Here is a 14969-nt window from a genome sequence, read left to right on the forward strand (position 1 = left end):
AGATCCATGGCTGACGAACCCCTGGTACTGGGGATCGAGACCTCCTGCGACGAGACCGGCGTCGGCATCGTCCGCGGCACCACCCTGCTCGCGGACGCCGTCGCCTCCAGCGTCGACGAGCACGCCCGCTTCGGCGGCGTCGTCCCCGAGGTGGCGAGCCGCGCCCACCTCGAGGCGATGGTCCCCACCATCGAGCGGGCGCTGAAGGAAGCGGGGGTGAGCGCCCGGGACCTCGACGGCATCGCCGTCACCGCGGGCCCCGGCCTGGCCGGCGCGCTGCTGGTCGGCGTCTCCGCGGCGAAGGCGTACGCCTACGCCCTCGGCAAGCCGCTGTACGGGGTCAACCACCTCGCCTCCCACATCTGCGTCGACCAGCTGGAGCACGGGCCGCTGCCCGAGCCGACGATGGCGCTGCTGGTCTCCGGCGGCCACTCCTCGCTGCTGCTGTCCGCCGACATCACCTCCGACGTGCGCCCGCTCGGCGCGACCATCGACGACGCGGCGGGCGAGGCCTTCGACAAGATCGCCCGGGTGCTGAACCTCGGCTTCCCCGGCGGCCCCGTCATCGACCGGTACGCCCGCGAGGGCGACCCGGCTGCGATCGCCTTCCCGCGCGGCCTGACCGGCCCCCGCGACCCGGCGTACGACTTCTCCTTCTCCGGGCTCAAGACGGCCGTGGCGCGCTGGATCGAGGCCAAGCGGGCCGCGGGCGAGGAGGTGCCGGTGCGGGACGTGTCGGCGTCCTTCCAGGAGGCCGTCGTGGACGTGCTCACCCGCAAGGCCGTACGGGCCTGCAAGGACGAGGGCGTCGACCATCTGATGATCGGCGGCGGCGTGGCCGCCAACTCCCGGCTGCGCGCCCTCGCCCAGGAGCGCTGCGAGGCCGCCGGCATCCGGCTGCGGGTGCCGCGTCCCAAGCTGTGCACGGACAACGGCGCGATGGTGGCCGCCCTCGGCGCGGAGATGGTCGCCCGCAACCGCGCGGCCTCCGACTGGGACCTCTCGGCGGACTCCTCCCTCCCGGTCACCGACCCGCACGTGCCGGGCGCCGCCCACTCCCACGACCACGTCCACGAGACCGCCCGGGAGAACCTCTACACATGACCGTCGCGCTGATGTGGGAGGCCCGCGCGGTCCCCGGCCGCGGCCCCGACCTGCTGGCCTGGGCCGAGGAGCGGGCCCGCGAGCTGCCCCGGCGCCCGGTGCGCCGGGAGACCTTCCGCGCCCCGCAGGACCGCGTCCTCGTCATCACCTGGTGGAACGCCCCCCTCGACGCCGACCTCCCCGAGCTCCCGGAGCCGGAGAACACGCTGGTCACGCGGGCGGTGCACCGGTGGCGGTTCGAGTCGCTGGGAAGCGTCTGAGCGGGGGAGGGGCACTGCGTCGCGGGTGCGGGACGGCGAGATGACGCGAATGTTTCGTCATACGTTTCGAATGTTCCGGACTGTCGCAGGTCTTCGTCCTCGCGGCTCGCGGAGATACGATCGCCGCCATGACTTCCCCGCAGCCCGCTGACACCCGGACCCACGGGCGCAGCACGCAGACCGCGACGCTCGCTGAGATCGCCCGCGAGGCGGGTGTCTCCGCGCCGACTGTTTCGAAGGTGCTCAACGGCCGCGCCGACGTCGCCCCCGGTACCCGTTCCCGGGTCGAGGAGCTGCTGCGCACCCACGGATACCGGCGCCGCCGCGCCGAGGCCAGTCGCTCCCCCCTGATCGACCTGGTCTTCCACGAGCTGGAGAGCGCCTGGGCGATGGAGGTCATCCGGGGCGTGGAGAACGTCGCCCGGGACGCCGGGCTGAGCGTGGTGCTGTCGGAGAGCGCGGGGCGGCTCACCCCCGGCCGCACCTGGGCCGACCAGGTCGCCGCCCGCCGCCCGCACGGCGTGATCCTCGTGCTGTCCGGCCTCGACGAGTCCGGGCGCGCGCTGCTGACCAGCCGTTCCATCCCGTTCGTGGTGATGGACCCGGCCGGCGACCCGGGCACCGACGTGCCCTCCATCGGCGCGACCAACTGGCAGGGCGGGCTCGCCGCCACCCGGCATCTGATCGAGCTGGGCCACACCCGGATCGGCGCGATCAGCGGACCCTCGCGGATGATGTGCAGCCGCGCCCGCGTCGACGGCTACCGGGCCGCCCTGGAGACCGCCGGGCTGCCGGTGGACCCGTCACTGATCGTGTCCGGTGACTTCCACCACGACGCCGGCTACCGGCAGGGCCTCGCCCTGCTGCGCCGCGAGGACCGGCCCACCGCGGTCTTCGCCGGCAACGACCTCCAGGCGCTCGGGCTGTACGAGGCCGCGCGCGAGCTGGGCCTGCGGATCCCGGAGGACCTGAGCGTGGTCGGCTTCGACGACCTGCCCGTGGCCCGCTGGGTGGGCCCGCCGCTGACGACCGTGCGGCAGCCGCTGACGGAGATGGCGGAGGCGGCGGCGAAGCTGGTGCTCGACCTCGGCAAGGGCGAGGACTCCGCCGCGGCGACCCGCGTGGAGCTGGCCACCAGTCTGGTGGTGCGGAGCAGCACGGCCGCGCCGGCTGCGCACTGAGCTGGCGAGCGGTGCGCTGAGCCGTCGGGTGGTGCGCTGAGCTGGCGGGTGGTGCGCTGGTCCGGCTGATCACCGAGCCGGACGACCCCGACCGGGTGGTGGCCGACGCGCCCGAGGCCGGGCGGCCGCGGGTCTCGCCGAAGTGAGGCGAAGATTCTTCCGGCCGGGTGTCGATTTCCGTCCGTGCCGTTCGACGCAGGGGTGAGAGGCCGGGAAGGACCCGGCCCGCACACCACGAGGAGCCGTCATGCCGCGCTATCTCTCCCTCATCCGGATCGACGAGAACAACGCCCCCGAGGGCGGACCCAGCCCCGAGCTGATGCAGCGGATGGGCGAGCTGATCGAGGAGATGACCAAGAACGGCGTCCTGCTGGACACCGCAGGGCTGACCCCGACCGCCCAGGGCGCCCGGGTCCACTACGAGGGCGGCCGGCTGTCCGTGACGGACGGGCCGTTCACCGAGACCAAGGAGGTCATCGGCGGGTACGCCCTCCTCCAGGCCAAGGACAAGGCCGAGGCGATCGAGTGGACCAAGCGCTTCCTGAAGGTGCACGAGCCGTACTGGACGGTGACCTGCGAGGTCCGGGAGATCGAGGAGGGCTGACACCCCGGCCCACGGGCCCCGCTTGGCCTCACCGCCGTACGGGTGTCTGATGGTGGGCTGTGACACCACAGCCCACCGCCGGACCGGACGGGGCCGTCGAGACCGTCTTCCGCATGGAGTTCCCGCGGGTGGTCGCCGCGGTGGCCCGGATCGTCCGGGACGTCGGCATCGCCGAGGAACTCGCGCAGGACGCCCTGGTCGCGGCCCTGGAGCAGTGGCCGCGGGACGGGGTGCCGGACAATCCGGGCGCCTGGCTCACGGCGACCGCCCGCCACCGCGCCGTCGACCTGGTGCGCCGCCGGGAGACCTACGCCCGCAAGCTCGCCGAGATCGGCCGGGACGCCGACCTGGTGACGGCGCCGCCCGAGCCGCCCGCCGACCCGGACGACATCGACGACGACCTGCTCCGGCTCGTCTTCACGGCCTGCCATCCCGCCCTGTCCGCCGAGGCGCGCACCGCCCTCACCCTGCGGCTGCTCGGCGGACTGACCACGGCCGAGATCGCCCGCGCCTTCCTCGTGCCCGAGGCGACCGTGGCGCAGCGGATCGTCCGCGCCAAGCGCACGCTGGCCAGGAAGAACGTCGCCTTCGAGGTGCCGTACGGACCCGACCGCGAGGCCCGGCTCGGCTCGGTCCTCGACGTCATCTACCTGATCTTCAACGAGGGGTACGCGGCCACGGCCGGCGACGACTGGCTGCGGCCCGCGCTGTGCGAGGACGCGCTGCGGCTGGCCCGCGTGCTGTCCGGGCTGATGCCGAAGGAGCCCGAGGTGCACGGGCTCACCGCGCTGCTGGAGTTCCAGGCGTCCCGGACCGCCGCCCGCACCGGCCCCGACGGCGAGCCGGTGCTGCTCGCGGACCAGAACCGCGCGCGCTGGAACCGCATGCTCATCGCCCGCGGGGTGGCCGCGCTGGCCCGCGCCGACGCCGTCGCCTCCGGCCCCACGGGCCCGTACGTCCTCCAGGCGGCCATCGCCGCCTGCCACGCGCACGCGTACCGCTACGAGGAGACGGACTGGCACCGCATCGCCGCCCTCTACGCCCTGCTCGCCGCCCGCACGCCGTCCCCGGTGGTCGAACTCAACCGCGCGGTCGCCGTCTCCATGGCGGAGGGTCCGGAGGCGGCGCTGCCGCTGGTGGACGCGCTGACCGAGGTGCCGGCGCTGCGCGACTACCACCTGCTGCCGAGCGTCCGCGGCGACCTCCTGTCCCGCCTGGGGCGCGCGGCCGAAGCACGGCAGGAGTTCACACGGGCCGCGGAACTGGCGGGCAACGCACGCGAACGGGAGATGCTGCGGAGGCGGGCGGAGGAGATGGGGGGCTGAGGGAGGCGCGGAGGTGGCGGACCTCCGTACCAAGGGCGCCGTCCCGGCCCTCGCGCCGTCCTGCGGGCGGGTGCGTTGCCGTCGGGTGGCGGGTGGTGACGGGTCGGCGTGCGCGGGACCCGTACCGGCGCGGGGCGCGGCCCGGCGGCTGATCGGCGCGTGAAGTCCCGAGCTGTCGGAGTGCGCGGCGCGCGGGCGCGCCGATCGCTGCCGGGTGGCCCAGCGGTGTCGTCGATAAAGCTGACGGCGCGGTCAGGACGACCGTGACCGTCCGCGCCGTGGCGTGCAGCTCGGGCAGGGGACGGGCTGTCCGAGCCGACGCGGCGGATCTCCGCGAGGGAGTGGCGGGCGGCGTTCGCGTCGTCGGCGGGGCGCGGGTGGTGATCAGCCGCCGATCCGCGGCCCGGCTCAGCGGCTGGTCGGTGCGAGGCGTCACCAGCCGGTGGAGACGGGTGGTGTCCGGGCAACGCGCGGCTGTCGTACAGGCGGGCAGTGACCGGCCGTGGTGCGAGGGCTTCGCGTCCTCGGGAAGCCGCGCGCACCGGCGTCGCTTCAGCGTGCCGGGTGGCCCAGCAGCATCGTCGGGGCGCCCGCGACGCGGGTGAGGAACACCGTGACCGACGCGGTGCCGTGCGGCTTCGGCAGGGCCTTGCGGCGGAGTTCCTCCGGCTCGACGGCCGAGCCGCGCTTCTTGACGGTGAGGACGCCCACCTCGCGCTCCCGCAGCAGCGCCTTCAGCTTCTTGACGTTGAAGGGGAGCCGGTCGGTGATCTCGTACGCCGTGGCGTACGGGGTCGGGTTCAGGGTGTCCGCGGTGATGTAGGCGATGGTCGGGTCGATCAGGCCGCCGTCGAGGGGCTCGGCGACCTCGGCCACCAGGTGGGAGCGGATGACGGCGCCGTCGGGCTCGTACAGGTAGCGTCCGACGGGACGGACCGCGGGGTCGGGGAGGCCGCGGGAGACCAGGGTGCGCGGGCCAGGGAGCAGGGTCGCGCGGATCGTGCCAGGGGCCGTGCCGAACCACAGGACCGCCTCCTTCACGTCCCCGCCGTCGGAGATCCACTCCGCCTCGGCCTCGGTCGGAACCGCCTCGTGCGGGATGCCGGGGGCGACCTTCAGGGCGGCGGCCCGGGGCGCCTTCAGCGCCGCCCGTACCGCCCAGGACAGGGGAGGCGAGTACGCCTCCGGGTCGAAGATCCGTCCGCGCTTCGACGAGCGCCGGGCCGGGTCCACGAAGACCGCGTCGTAGGCGGACGTGTCGACCTCCGTCACATCCGCCTCGCGCACCTCGATGAGGCCGGCGAGGCCGAGCGCGTCCGCGTTGGCACGGGCGGCCGCGGCCGTCTGCGGGTCCCGGTCCACCGCGAGGACCCGGATCCCGGCCCGCGCCAGCGCGATCGCGTCCCCGCCGATCCCGCAGCACAGGTCGGCGACCGACCGTACGCCCGCCGCCCGCAGCCGCTCCGCCCGGTACGCGGCGACGCCGCGCCGGGTGGACTGCTCCACCCCGTTCGGCGTGAAGAACATCCGCGCCGCGTCCTCCGCCCCGAACTTCGCCACGGCCCGCTGCCGCAGCCGCGCCTGGCCGAGCGCGGCCGAGACCAGCTCGGCCGGGTGGTCGCGGCGCAGCCGGGTCGCGACGGCGAGTTCGTGCGCCGGGTCGGTGTCGCGCACCTCGTCGAGGAGGGCGCGGCCTTCGGGGGTGAGGAGCGGGGCGAGGTCGTTCACCGGGTCATTGTGGGCCAGTCGGTGGACCGTGCGCCTCCGGCCGCGGTGTCGGGTCGGCCGCGGGCCGGGCGGCTGCGAGGATCCGGCACCATGCGAGTAGTAGGACAAAACGATAAGAAGCGGATGCGGTGGCTGGGGACGAGAACCGGTCTCGCCGCGCTCGCGCTCGCCGCCCTCGCCTCGGGCTGCGGCAAGGACAGCGACACGGTCGAACCGGCCGGCGGCCAGCCCCTCGAGGCGCCCCCGGCCCGCGCCCTCGACTCCTACGCCGACAAGCTGCGCGCCGCGCACGCCGCACGCGCCGCCGCGGCCAGACGCTGGGGCCTGAAGAAGGTCCCGCTGACCGCGCCGCCGCCCCCGGCGGACAAGCCGCGCATCACCACCCGCGACGGCTTCGAGGTCGACGGCCACGAACGGCTGGACCTCCCGCCGGTCTTCACCACCGTCCCGGTGAAGGAGAAGGTCGTCTTCCTCACCATCGACGACGGCGCCGAGAAGGACCCGAAGTTCCTGCGGATGATGTCCGAACTGAAGGTGCCGTACAGCGCCTTCCTCAGCGACTACCTCGTCGAGGCGGACTACGGCTACTTCGAGGACATGCAGAAACGGGGCGTGGCCCTGCACAACCACACCCTCCGCCACCCCTACCTGCCGGCCCTCTCGTACGCCGGGCAGAAGCGCGAGATCTGCGGCATGCAGCACGTCCTCGAGAAGCGCTACGGCACCCGCCCGGTCCTCTTCCGCCCGCCCTACGGCAACTACGACAAGGCGACCCTGCGCGCCGCCAAGAGCTGCGGCATCACCCACGTCCCGCTGTGGAACGAGGAGGTCTTCGCCGACCGCTGGGAGTACCGCGAGTGGGACCGGAAGATCCGCCCCGGCGACATCGTGCTGTCCCACTTCCGGGGCCGCGAGGACTGGGACGGCACCATGCGGGACATGATCCGCCGCTTCCTCGACAAGGTGACGGCCGAGGGGTACGCCGTGGCCAGGCTGGAGGACTACCTGTGAGGCGGCGGCGCGGGACCCCGGGGCCCCTCCCGGCGGCCCTCGCCCTGCTGCTCGCCGCGACCGCCGGATGCGCGGCCCCGTCCGGCGCGGGGCACGTGTCCTCCCGCGCCGGCGGGACGGCCACCGCCGTCGCCCCGGCGCCGCCCCCGCCGGTCGTCGGCCACGTCGTCACCGACGACCCCGTCGTCTTCCTCACCTACGACGACGGCGCCGAACGCGACCCCCGCTTCATCGACCTGGTGCGCGAGCGCAGGCTGCCGGTCAGCATGTTCCTCACCGACAGCGTGATGGGCCCCGGCTACGGCCACTTCGCCCGTCTGCGCGCGGTCGGCGCCAACCTCCAGAACCACACCCTCGACCACCCGGCCCTGCCCGGCCTGCCCCTCGCCGCCCAGCGCGCCCAGATCTGCGGCCAGCAGCGCAAGCTCGCCGCCCGCTTCGGCGTCCGCCCCCGCCTCTTCCGCCCGCCGTACGGCAGGTACGACACCACCACGCTGCGCGCCGCCGCCGAGTGCGGCATCGCCGCGGTGGTCCTGTGGCGCGTGACGCTGGAACCCGACGGCCACCTCACCTACGCCCACGGCCCCCACCGCCTGCGCCCGGGCGACATCGTCTCCGTACCGTCGGGGGAGGCGCCGCCCCTGACCCTGGCGGAACGCACGACACGGCTCCTCGCGGAACTGGACGAGCGGGGCTTGAAGGTGGGCAGGCTGGAGGACCACGTAGGAGTGACACCCAGCCCGTCCGGCGCTTGAGGACGAGGCCCGAAGGGTCGACGAGGGGTCCGGGGGCGCAGCCCCCGGGCGGTCGGAGCAACACCGGCCACTGCGCAACCGCGCCCCGAAGAACGCCCCCGCACCCCGACGCGCCGCACGGCAATTGGCACTCCGCTTGACCGAGTGCTAATCGCGGTCATAGTCTCGGGTCTGGCACTCCCCCCTGGAGAGTGCCAAAACGCGACGGGCAGGTCCGGCACCCGCGACGACGGATCGACCTGGTCGCCACCTCAGACAGTTAACCCCGTGAGATCTCCGAAGGGGGAGGTCGGATCGTGACGACCGCCAGCTCCAAGGTTGCCATCAAGCCGCTCGAGGACCGCATCGTGGTCCAGCCGCTCGACGCCGAGCAGACCACGGCTTCGGGCCTGGTCATTCCGGACACCGCGAAGGAGAAGCCCCAGGAGGGCGTCGTCCTGGCCATCGGTCCGGGCCGCTTCGAGGACGGCAAGCGCGTCGAGCTCGACGTGAAGGTCGGCGACGTCGTTCTGTACAGCAAGTACGGCGGCACCGAGGTCAAGTACAACGGCGAGGAGTACCTCGTCCTCTCGGCTCGCGACGTCCTCGCGATCGTCGAGAAGTAAGGGGACCCCGGGGCCCGCCCCGGAGAACCCGACCTCGTAGCAAGTACTTCTGCTCGAACACTGCGCCCCTGGCCCCAGCATCCGACAAGGAGCCGGGCGGCCCAGGGGCGCAGTGATTTCATCTAGATTTCCGAGAGGGCTCCCGCTGCCATGGCGAAGATCCTGAAGTTCGACGAGGACGCCCGTCGCGCCCTCGAGCGCGGCGTCAACAAGCTTGCCGACACGGTCAAGGTGACGATCGGCCCCAAGGGCCGCAACGTCGTCATCGACAAGAAGTTCGGCGCCCCCACCATCACCAACGACGGTGTCACGATCGCCCGCGAGGTGGAGATCGAGGACCCCTACGAGAACCTCGGCGCGCAGCTGGTGAAGGAGGTGGCGACCAAGACCAACGACATCGCGGGTGACGGCACCACCACCGCCACCGTGCTGGCCCAGGCGCTGGTCCGCGAGGGCCTGAAGAACGTCGCCGCCGGCGCCTCCCCGGCCGCCCTGAAGAAGGGCATCGACGCCGCGGTCGCCGCCGTCTCCGAGGACCTCCTCGCCACCGCGCGCCCGATCGACGAGAAGTCCGACATCGCCGCCGTCGCCGCGCTGTCCGCCCAGGACCAGCAGGTCGGCGAGCTCATCGCCGAGGCGATGGACAAGGTCGGCAAGGACGGTGTCATCACCGTCGAGGAGTCCAACACCTTCGGTCTGGAGCTGGACTTCACCGAGGGCATGGCCTTCGACAAGGGCTACCTGTCGCCGTACTTCGTGACGGACCAGGAGCGCATGGAGGCCGTCCTCGACGACCCGCAGATCCTGATCACGCAGGGCAAGATCTCCGCCATCGCGGACCTGCTGCCGCTGCTGGAGAAGGTCATCCAGGCCAACGCCTCCAAGCCGCTGCTGATCATCGCCGAGGACGTCGAGGGCGAGGCCCTGTCGACCCTGGTGGTCAACAAGATCCGCGGCACCTTCAACGCCGTCGCCGTCAAGGCGCCCGGCTTCGGTGACCGCCGCAAGGCGATGCTGCAGGACATGGCCGTCCTCACCGGCGCCACGGTCGTCTCCGAGGAGGTCGGCCTCAAGCTCGACCAGGTCGGCCTGGACGTGCTGGGCTCCGCCCGCCGCGTCACCGTCACCAAGGACGACACCACGATCGTCGACGGCGCCGGCAAGAAGGAGGACGTGGAGGCCCGCGTCGGCCAGATCAAGGCCGAGATCGAGACCACGGACTCCGACTGGGACCGCGAGAAGCTCCAGGAGCGCCTCGCGAAGCTGGCCGGCGGCGTGTGCGTGATCAAGGTCGGCGCCGCCACCGAGGTGGAGCTGAAGGAGAAGAAGCACCGTCTGGAGGACGCCATCTCCGCGACCCGCGCCGCGGTCGAGGAGGGCATCGTCTCCGGCGGCGGCTCCGCGCTGGTCCACGCCGTCAAGGTCCTCGAGGGCAACCTCGACAAGACCGGCGACGAGGCCACCGGTGTCTCCGTGGTCCGCAAGGCCGCCGTCGAGCCGCTGCGCTGGATCGCCGAGAACGCCGGCCTCGAGGGCTACGTCATCGTCTCCAAGGTCTCCGAGCTGGAGAAGGGCAACGGTTACAACGCCGCCACCGGCGAGTACGGCGACCTGATCAAGGCCGGCGTCATCGACCCGGTCAAGGTCACCCGCTCCGCCCTGGAGAATGCCGCCTCCATCGCCTCCCTCCTGCTGACGACCGAGACCCTGGTCGTCGAGAAGAAGGAAGAGGAAGAGCCGGCCGCCGGCGGTGGCCACGGCCACGGGCACGCCCACTGACGACGCTCAGACCGCGCTGACGGTCACGAGGCCGCACTGACGGCCACGAGACCGCCGGACACCGAGTGAGGGCCCGGCTCCCCGTCCACCCGACGGGGAGCCGGGCCTTCGCCGTGCGGGGCTTCGCCGTGTCCGCCCGTGCTGGAACCGGACCACGCCCGTCCGGAGTCTGTGCTCATGGCGGCCGGAACGACGAGGGGACGGCGATGGACCAGGTGCTCTACGGGGAACGCTCCCGCAATCCGCTCGCGCGGACCGTGCACCTCAGCGAGGTCGGACTGCGCAGAGGCGGCCGGACGACCCCGCTGGAGGAGCTGAACCTCGGCGCCATGGCCGAAGCGTTCCTGCGGGGCGCCTGGCTCGGCGGCGGGGGCGCCGAACGGCCCCTGGCCTCGCTCCCCGAGGGCGCCGGCCTCGTGCCGGTCACCCGGGCGACCGGCACCTGCCGGCCCGTGAAGGCACGTCAGGCCGCCGCCTTCGCCCGCGCGCTGGGCGAGCTCGCGGTGCGCCGGTGCGGCGGGCCCGGGCAGGTGGCCGCCCTCTCGGCGCGGGCGCGGGAGGAAGGCGTACCGCTGTGGATCGCCCGGCGCCACGCGCCCGGTCCGGCCGGTCCGGTCACGGTCGCCGTGGACCGCCGCCAGGTGCGCGTGGACGTCTGGGGCCCCCACGCACACGCCGTACGCCTGCGGGCACCGCACGGCTTCCTCGGCAACGACAGCGTCGGGGGCACGGGGCTGGTGCTGACCGTGGGGGGCGCCGTGGCCCAGCTCGTGCTGCGCAAGAAGTTCCGCAGGTCCAGGAGCACGGTGGAGATCGGGCTCCCCGGCCGGCAGTGGACCCTGCGCCGCGTGAACGCGGTCGCCTCCCGGCTGTTCCGCGGCGGTAGACCGGTCGCCCTGCTGGTCCGCCCGCCGCGCGGCGCCGCCCCCGCCCCCGGCACCCCGCTGCTGCCGCTCGCCGAGGTCCGGCACGAGAGCCCCGACCCGCTGGACGCCGTGATGGCCCACGCGGTCGCGGTGTCCTTCGGCCTCGGCGACGCGACGGGCCTGGCGAGGTTCCGCACCACGCACCCCCGCCGCGACGCCGATGACGACGGCTGGGACCAGCCCTGGTTCACCAACCTCGGCCGCGGCCGCGACGACAACGAACCCGGCGGCGGCGACGGCTGGGGCAGCGACGGCGGCGACGCGGGTGACGGAGGCGGCGGAGGCGGGGACGGGGGAGGCAGTGACGGGGGAGGGGGCGACGGAGGCGGTGGCGGCGGGGGTGAATAGGCTCCCGACTCCGAATCCGCATCCGATATCCGAGTCCGAGTCCGGGGTCATCCACTTCGGTCGGCTGGGGCATCATGTCCGGACCGGCGGTCCAAGGAAGGAGGGCTGAAGGTGTCGTTCCTGAAGTTCGCCAGTGACGAGGTTTTGGAGATGGCCGACACGCTGGAGACCAGCGGCGGTCAGATGAAGTCGGCGTCCAAGGAACTCAAGCACGCCGACGCCCGGCAGATCGGTCACAGCGGCCTGGAGTCGGCCTGCGACGACTTCGCCGACTCCTGGGACTACGGCTTCGGGGAGCTGTCGAAGCTGACCAAGGGCGTGTCGAAGTTCGCGCGGAAGGCGTCCGACGAGTTCACCGGGCTCGACCGGAAGCTGGCGGAGGAGCTGCGCGAGAAGCGCGCCGAGGGAAAGAAGTAGCCGCGCGTCACCCGAGGTCCAAGCCCTCCCGAGCCGGCGCGTCGAAGGTGAAGGTGCGCCCGATCCGCGCCAGCCGTGCGCTGTAGGAGTCGAGCAGGAACACCGACGGCGTGGAGATCGTCACGTACACGCAGTAGTCGCGCGGGGCGGGGACGACCAGTTGCAGCGTCGCCATGGGCAGCCGCGGGCGTACGGTCTGCCCGGGGGCGAGGTCGGCGGCGATGTCGCCGAGGCCGGACTCGGCGACCACGCGGGCCGGCAGGGTGACCATCCGCAGGGACGTCGACATCACCGCCGGGCCGCACGGCAGCTTGGCCGCGAGCACCATGTCCTGCCGGCCCTGCACGCCCTTGCCCAGCGGGAAGTCCAGCTCGCGCAGGTCGCTCCCCCGGGAGAAGAACCTGCGCTCCTTGGCCCGGTAGATCCCCTCGGCGGTCAACAGCCGGTCGCGGTGTCCGCTCGGCCGCACGGTCACCGCCAGCAGCCCCATCGACAGACGCTCCTCGCCCCCGACGTCCTCGGTGCCCAGGCACAGTGCGGTCATGTCGACCGTTTCCTCGCCGCCCCGGGACAGCCCCGGCAGGGCGGCGCGCAGCTGCTGCGCGACTGCGGCCAGGTGCGTCTCGTCGGCGTCGGGGACCAGCCGGATCAGCGACTCGTACCAGCCGTCGACGGCGCCGGGGTCGGGCAGCCGGACGAACTCGTCGGGGACCGTGCAGCGGAACGCGTACGGCACCGGCCGTCCGTCCGCCGCCTCGACGGGGCCGCGGGTCATGCGGCGGTCCCGAGACCGGACGGGTCGAGGTGCCGGGTGAAGCTGTCCCCGGCGGAGGTGAGCGTGGCGGCCGGGTCGAACCGGGTGCCCAGCGGTCCTGGTGCGAGGGTGGTGGGGTCGTCGTCCGGCGGCTCGTAGGCGGCGAATCCGGCGATCGGGCCGGCGACGGGGATGTCCGAGACGTTCCAGTCGCCGTCCGTCCAGCGGCCGTCGTTGGTGTTCGATCCGGCGGCGAAGCCGACCCCGGTGACGGTGCCGGTGATGTCGAGGGCCGTCCCGGTGGCGACATGTACCCAGCCGCGGCCGGCCATGGCGAGCCCGCGCATCGAGTTGGCCATGCCGCTGGGTATCTTCGCGAGGTTGCCCCAGCCGCCCGGCCCGATCCTGCCGAGCGTCGCCATGAAGCCCTCGGCCGCCCGCAGCGACCGGCCGGACTGCACCAGCAGCCGTCCGCCCTGGGCGAGTTTGGCGCCCGCCAGGCCCACCCCGCCCGCGACCACGCCGAGCGCGTCCCAGGCGAGGGTCTCCCAGGTCACGCCCTCGGCGCCGCCGATCATGGCGGCGCTGTGCGCGGCCAGCGCGCCGAGGCCCACGAGGAAGCCGATGAGCCCGAGCGCGCCCACGCCGGTGCCGAGCATCAGCGCGACCAGGCACACCACACCGATGACCATGGCGATGTCGGCGAGGAGGTCACCGACGAGTTTCCAGAAATCGGGGTCGGTGATGGTGTCCCACGCGTCGGAGAGGAACTCGGTGAGGCCGTCGACGAGGTCGTCGAACCAGCCGGGCTCCGGCGGGGCGTCGTCCGCGGCGTCCCTGAGGACCTGGGCGGTGGTGTCCGCCGCGGCGACGTACTCGAGATGCAGGGTGCGGGCACGGCCCCGTACCGCCTCCAGCTCGCCGTTGGCCGTGTCGTAGGCCCGCCGCTTGTTCTTCGCGGTCTTCTCGTGCTCGTCCTTCTCGTCGTCCGACATCGAGGAGGTGTCGTCCGGCAGGCCGTCGAGGGCGCCCTTGGCGGTCCGGACCTTCTTCTCCGCGGCGACGGCCTCCTCCTCCAGGGCGCGGGCCCGCGCCTGGAACCGGTCGAGGCTGGTTTCCCAGGCGGCGAGGGCACGGTGGGCGGAGCCGAGGGAGTCGAGCGCGCGCTTGAGGTAGGGCGGGATCCTGTCGACGGACTTGAGGAACGTGTCGGCGGCCTGACCGGCCCAGATGCCGTCGGACGTGCCGATCCTGCCGAGCTGCGTCTGCGCCGTGCCGCTCTCCCGGTCGACCCGGCCGATGGCCTTCACCATCAGACGGACGGTCTCCAGGTCTCCCGGTGCGGGATCGAAACCGAGAGCGGGGTACTTCGACGAGCCCACTGGATGTCCCCCCTCGAGTCGTGTGATGTGCGCGGGACCGGTCCCGCGCTGGGGAACCGGTCCGTTCGGGTGATAGGAAGCTATCCACGTGACGAACGTCCGCGCCACCGCCGCCGTCACATCGTCACGCGATCATGACGTCGTACCGGCGCGGCACGGCGGGCGGGACCGACCAGGAGGCGAGATGCTGCTGCAGGCGCAGCTCAAGGCGCTGCTGCGGGAGGGCGCGCGCGGCGCCGAGCGGTACGACGTCCGCCACACACAGCGGTCGTGGCGGCAGTTCGCGGCGTTCGCGTACGTCGTCGAGCAGTACGGCTACCGGTACGACGGGCTGTCCCCGCTCTCGCCCAAGGGCAGCCCGAACCCTTACTTCGCGTTCCGAAGGATGCCGGACGCGGCGGAACGGGCAACGCGGGCTGCCGCGCTGCACCCGGACGCCTTGAACGGCGGTCCGCTGCCGGGCATGCGTCCCGGCGCGCGCCGCCTGGAACCGCTGCCGGAGGTGCGGCGCGAGGTGGACCTCCTCCACGCCCGCATCATGGTCGACTACAGCCGCACGCACCGGCGCCGCGGACTGGCCATGCTGCTGCTCCTCCCGCTGGTCATGCTCATCCCGCTCTCCCAGGCGGACTTCTCCCGGGGAGCGGTGCTGATCTGCGCCGGCATCTGGCTCCTGTTCGCCGTCCTGTGGGCTCTGGGCCTGCTGATCGCCCGGCGCCGGCGCCGCAGGTACGGGCGCGTCCTCCAGGAGGCGGGCATCACCTGGCCGCCGGCGTGAGCCCAGGCCGCC

General features: G+C 73.2%; 15 protein-coding genes. 12 read left to right on the top strand and 3 right to left on the bottom strand.

Annotated elements, in window-relative coordinates; genetic code table 11:
- The first annotated feature begins 6 nt into the window (after window positions 1–6).
- From tsaD to ACP7TJ_RS19865, 5 genes are all read left to right on the top strand, one after another.
- The gene (gene tsaD / locus ACP7TJ_RS19845; protein WP_093767478.1) at window positions 7–1104 is read left to right on the top strand and encodes a tRNA (adenosine(37)-N6)-threonylcarbamoyltransferase complex transferase subunit TsaD; all 1098 of its coding nucleotides are present in this window, start codon (window positions 7–9) and stop codon (window positions 1102–1104) included.
- Window positions 1101–1364, top strand: a complete 264-nt coding sequence (locus ACP7TJ_RS19850) for a hypothetical protein (RefSeq protein WP_093767477.1) — start codon at window positions 1101–1103, stop codon at window positions 1362–1364. The genes tsaD and ACP7TJ_RS19850 overlap by 4 nt, the downstream gene beginning before the upstream one ends.
- A 128-nt stretch (window positions 1365–1492) precedes the next feature.
- Window positions 1493–2545 (top strand): LacI family DNA-binding transcriptional regulator, encoded by a 1053-nt coding sequence (locus ACP7TJ_RS19855; RefSeq protein WP_093767476.1) that lies wholly within the window; start codon window positions 1493–1495, stop codon window positions 2543–2545.
- 247 nt (window positions 2546–2792) lie between these two features.
- Complete coding sequence (locus tag ACP7TJ_RS19860) at window positions 2793–3149, top strand: YciI family protein (RefSeq protein WP_093767475.1); 357 nt, start codon at window positions 2793–2795, stop codon at window positions 3147–3149.
- A gap of 59 nt (window positions 3150–3208) precedes the next feature.
- Window positions 3209–4474: an RNA polymerase sigma factor gene (locus ACP7TJ_RS19865; RefSeq protein WP_427764251.1), complete on the top strand. Its 1266-nt coding sequence runs from the start codon at window positions 3209–3211 to the stop codon at window positions 4472–4474.
- A gap of 552 nt (window positions 4475–5026) precedes the next feature.
- Here the strand turns inward: ACP7TJ_RS19865 and ACP7TJ_RS19870 are convergent.
- Window positions 5027–6202 (bottom strand): THUMP-like domain-containing protein, encoded by a 1176-nt coding sequence (locus ACP7TJ_RS19870; RefSeq protein WP_427764253.1) that lies wholly within the window; start codon window positions 6200–6202, stop codon window positions 5027–5029.
- A 123-nt stretch (window positions 6203–6325) separates the two neighbouring features.
- On the opposite strand from ACP7TJ_RS19870, the gene ACP7TJ_RS19875 reads away from it, so the two are divergent.
- The 6 genes from ACP7TJ_RS19875 to ACP7TJ_RS19900 all read left to right on the top strand — a co-directional run bounded on the left by ACP7TJ_RS19875 (window position 6326) and on the right by ACP7TJ_RS19900 (window position 12043).
- Window positions 6326–7213: a polysaccharide deacetylase family protein gene (locus ACP7TJ_RS19875; protein WP_318296115.1), complete on the top strand. Its 888-nt coding sequence runs from the start codon at window positions 6326–6328 to the stop codon at window positions 7211–7213.
- Window positions 7210–7968 (top strand): polysaccharide deacetylase family protein, encoded by a 759-nt coding sequence (locus ACP7TJ_RS19880; RefSeq protein WP_427764257.1) that lies wholly within the window; start codon window positions 7210–7212, stop codon window positions 7966–7968. The genes ACP7TJ_RS19875 and ACP7TJ_RS19880 overlap by 4 nt, the downstream gene beginning before the upstream one ends.
- 296 nt (window positions 7969–8264) lie before the next feature.
- Window positions 8265–8573, top strand: coding sequence for a co-chaperone GroES (gene groES, locus ACP7TJ_RS19885; protein ID WP_006130737.1), 309 nt, complete (start codon window positions 8265–8267; stop codon window positions 8571–8573).
- A gap of 150 nt (window positions 8574–8723) precedes the next feature.
- Window positions 8724–10352, top strand: coding sequence for a chaperonin GroEL (gene groL, locus ACP7TJ_RS19890; protein WP_093767471.1), 1629 nt, complete (start codon window positions 8724–8726; stop codon window positions 10350–10352).
- 206 nt (window positions 10353–10558) lie between these two features.
- The gene (locus ACP7TJ_RS19895) at window positions 10559–11626 is read left to right on the top strand and encodes a hypothetical protein (RefSeq protein ID WP_427764261.1); all 1068 of its coding nucleotides are present in this window, start codon (window positions 10559–10561) and stop codon (window positions 11624–11626) included.
- 111 nt (window positions 11627–11737) lie between these two features.
- A complete protein-coding gene (locus ACP7TJ_RS19900; RefSeq protein WP_359606765.1) occupies window positions 11738–12043 on the top strand; it encodes a hypothetical protein in 306 nt (101 codons plus the stop codon).
- Between the two features lie 7 nt (window positions 12044–12050).
- On the opposite strand, the gene ACP7TJ_RS19905 is transcribed toward ACP7TJ_RS19900, so the two are convergent.
- Window positions 12051–12818: a hypothetical protein gene (locus ACP7TJ_RS19905; RefSeq protein WP_427764263.1), complete on the bottom strand. Its 768-nt coding sequence runs from the start codon at window positions 12816–12818 to the stop codon at window positions 12051–12053.
- Window positions 12815–14110, bottom strand: a complete 1296-nt coding sequence (locus ACP7TJ_RS19910) for a putative T7SS-secreted protein (RefSeq protein ID WP_427764266.1) — start codon at window positions 14108–14110, stop codon at window positions 12815–12817. The genes ACP7TJ_RS19905 and ACP7TJ_RS19910 overlap by 4 nt, the downstream gene beginning before the upstream one ends.
- Window positions 14111–14363: 253 nt before the next feature.
- Here ACP7TJ_RS19910 and ACP7TJ_RS19915 point away from each other — a divergent pair, with 253 nt between their 5' ends.
- A complete protein-coding gene (locus ACP7TJ_RS19915; RefSeq protein ID WP_320586334.1) occupies window positions 14364–14957 on the top strand; it encodes a hypothetical protein in 594 nt (197 codons plus the stop codon).
- The last annotated feature ends 12 nt before the right edge of the window (window positions 14958–14969 follow it).

The sequence above is a fragment of the Streptomyces sp. DSM 41931 genome (assembly GCF_050271085.1).
Classification (GTDB): domain Bacteria; phylum Actinomycetota; class Actinomycetes; order Streptomycetales; family Streptomycetaceae; genus Streptomyces; species Streptomyces albogriseolus.

What these genes read in the sequence shown, in the direction of transcription:
- ACP7TJ_RS19905 (WP_427764263.1), bottom strand. Translation starts at nt 12,818, where the DNA reads ATGACCCGCGGCCCCGTCGAGGCGGCGGACGGACGGCCGGTGCCGTAC.
- groL (WP_093767471.1), top strand. Translation starts at nt 8,724, where the DNA reads ATGGCGAAGATCCTGAAGTTCGACGAGGACGCCCGTCGCGCCCTCGAG.
- ACP7TJ_RS19850 (WP_093767477.1), top strand. Translation starts at nt 1,101, where the DNA reads ATGACCGTCGCGCTGATGTGGGAGGCCCGCGCGGTCCCCGGCCGCGGC.
- ACP7TJ_RS19875 (WP_318296115.1), top strand. Translation starts at nt 6,326, where the DNA reads ATGCGGTGGCTGGGGACGAGAACCGGTCTCGCCGCGCTCGCGCTCGCC.
- tsaD (WP_093767478.1), top strand. Translation starts at nt 7, where the DNA reads ATGGCTGACGAACCCCTGGTACTGGGGATCGAGACCTCCTGCGACGAG.
- ACP7TJ_RS19895 (WP_427764261.1), top strand. Translation starts at nt 10,559, where the DNA reads ATGGACCAGGTGCTCTACGGGGAACGCTCCCGCAATCCGCTCGCGCGG.
- ACP7TJ_RS19860 (WP_093767475.1), top strand. Translation starts at nt 2,793, where the DNA reads ATGCCGCGCTATCTCTCCCTCATCCGGATCGACGAGAACAACGCCCCC.
- ACP7TJ_RS19855 (WP_093767476.1), top strand. Translation starts at nt 1,493, where the DNA reads ATGACTTCCCCGCAGCCCGCTGACACCCGGACCCACGGGCGCAGCACG.
- ACP7TJ_RS19910 (WP_427764266.1), bottom strand. Translation starts at nt 14,110, where the DNA reads ATGGTGAAGGCCATCGGCCGGGTCGACCGGGAGAGCGGCACGGCGCAG.
- ACP7TJ_RS19915 (WP_320586334.1), top strand. Translation starts at nt 14,364, where the DNA reads ATGCTGCTGCAGGCGCAGCTCAAGGCGCTGCTGCGGGAGGGCGCGCGC.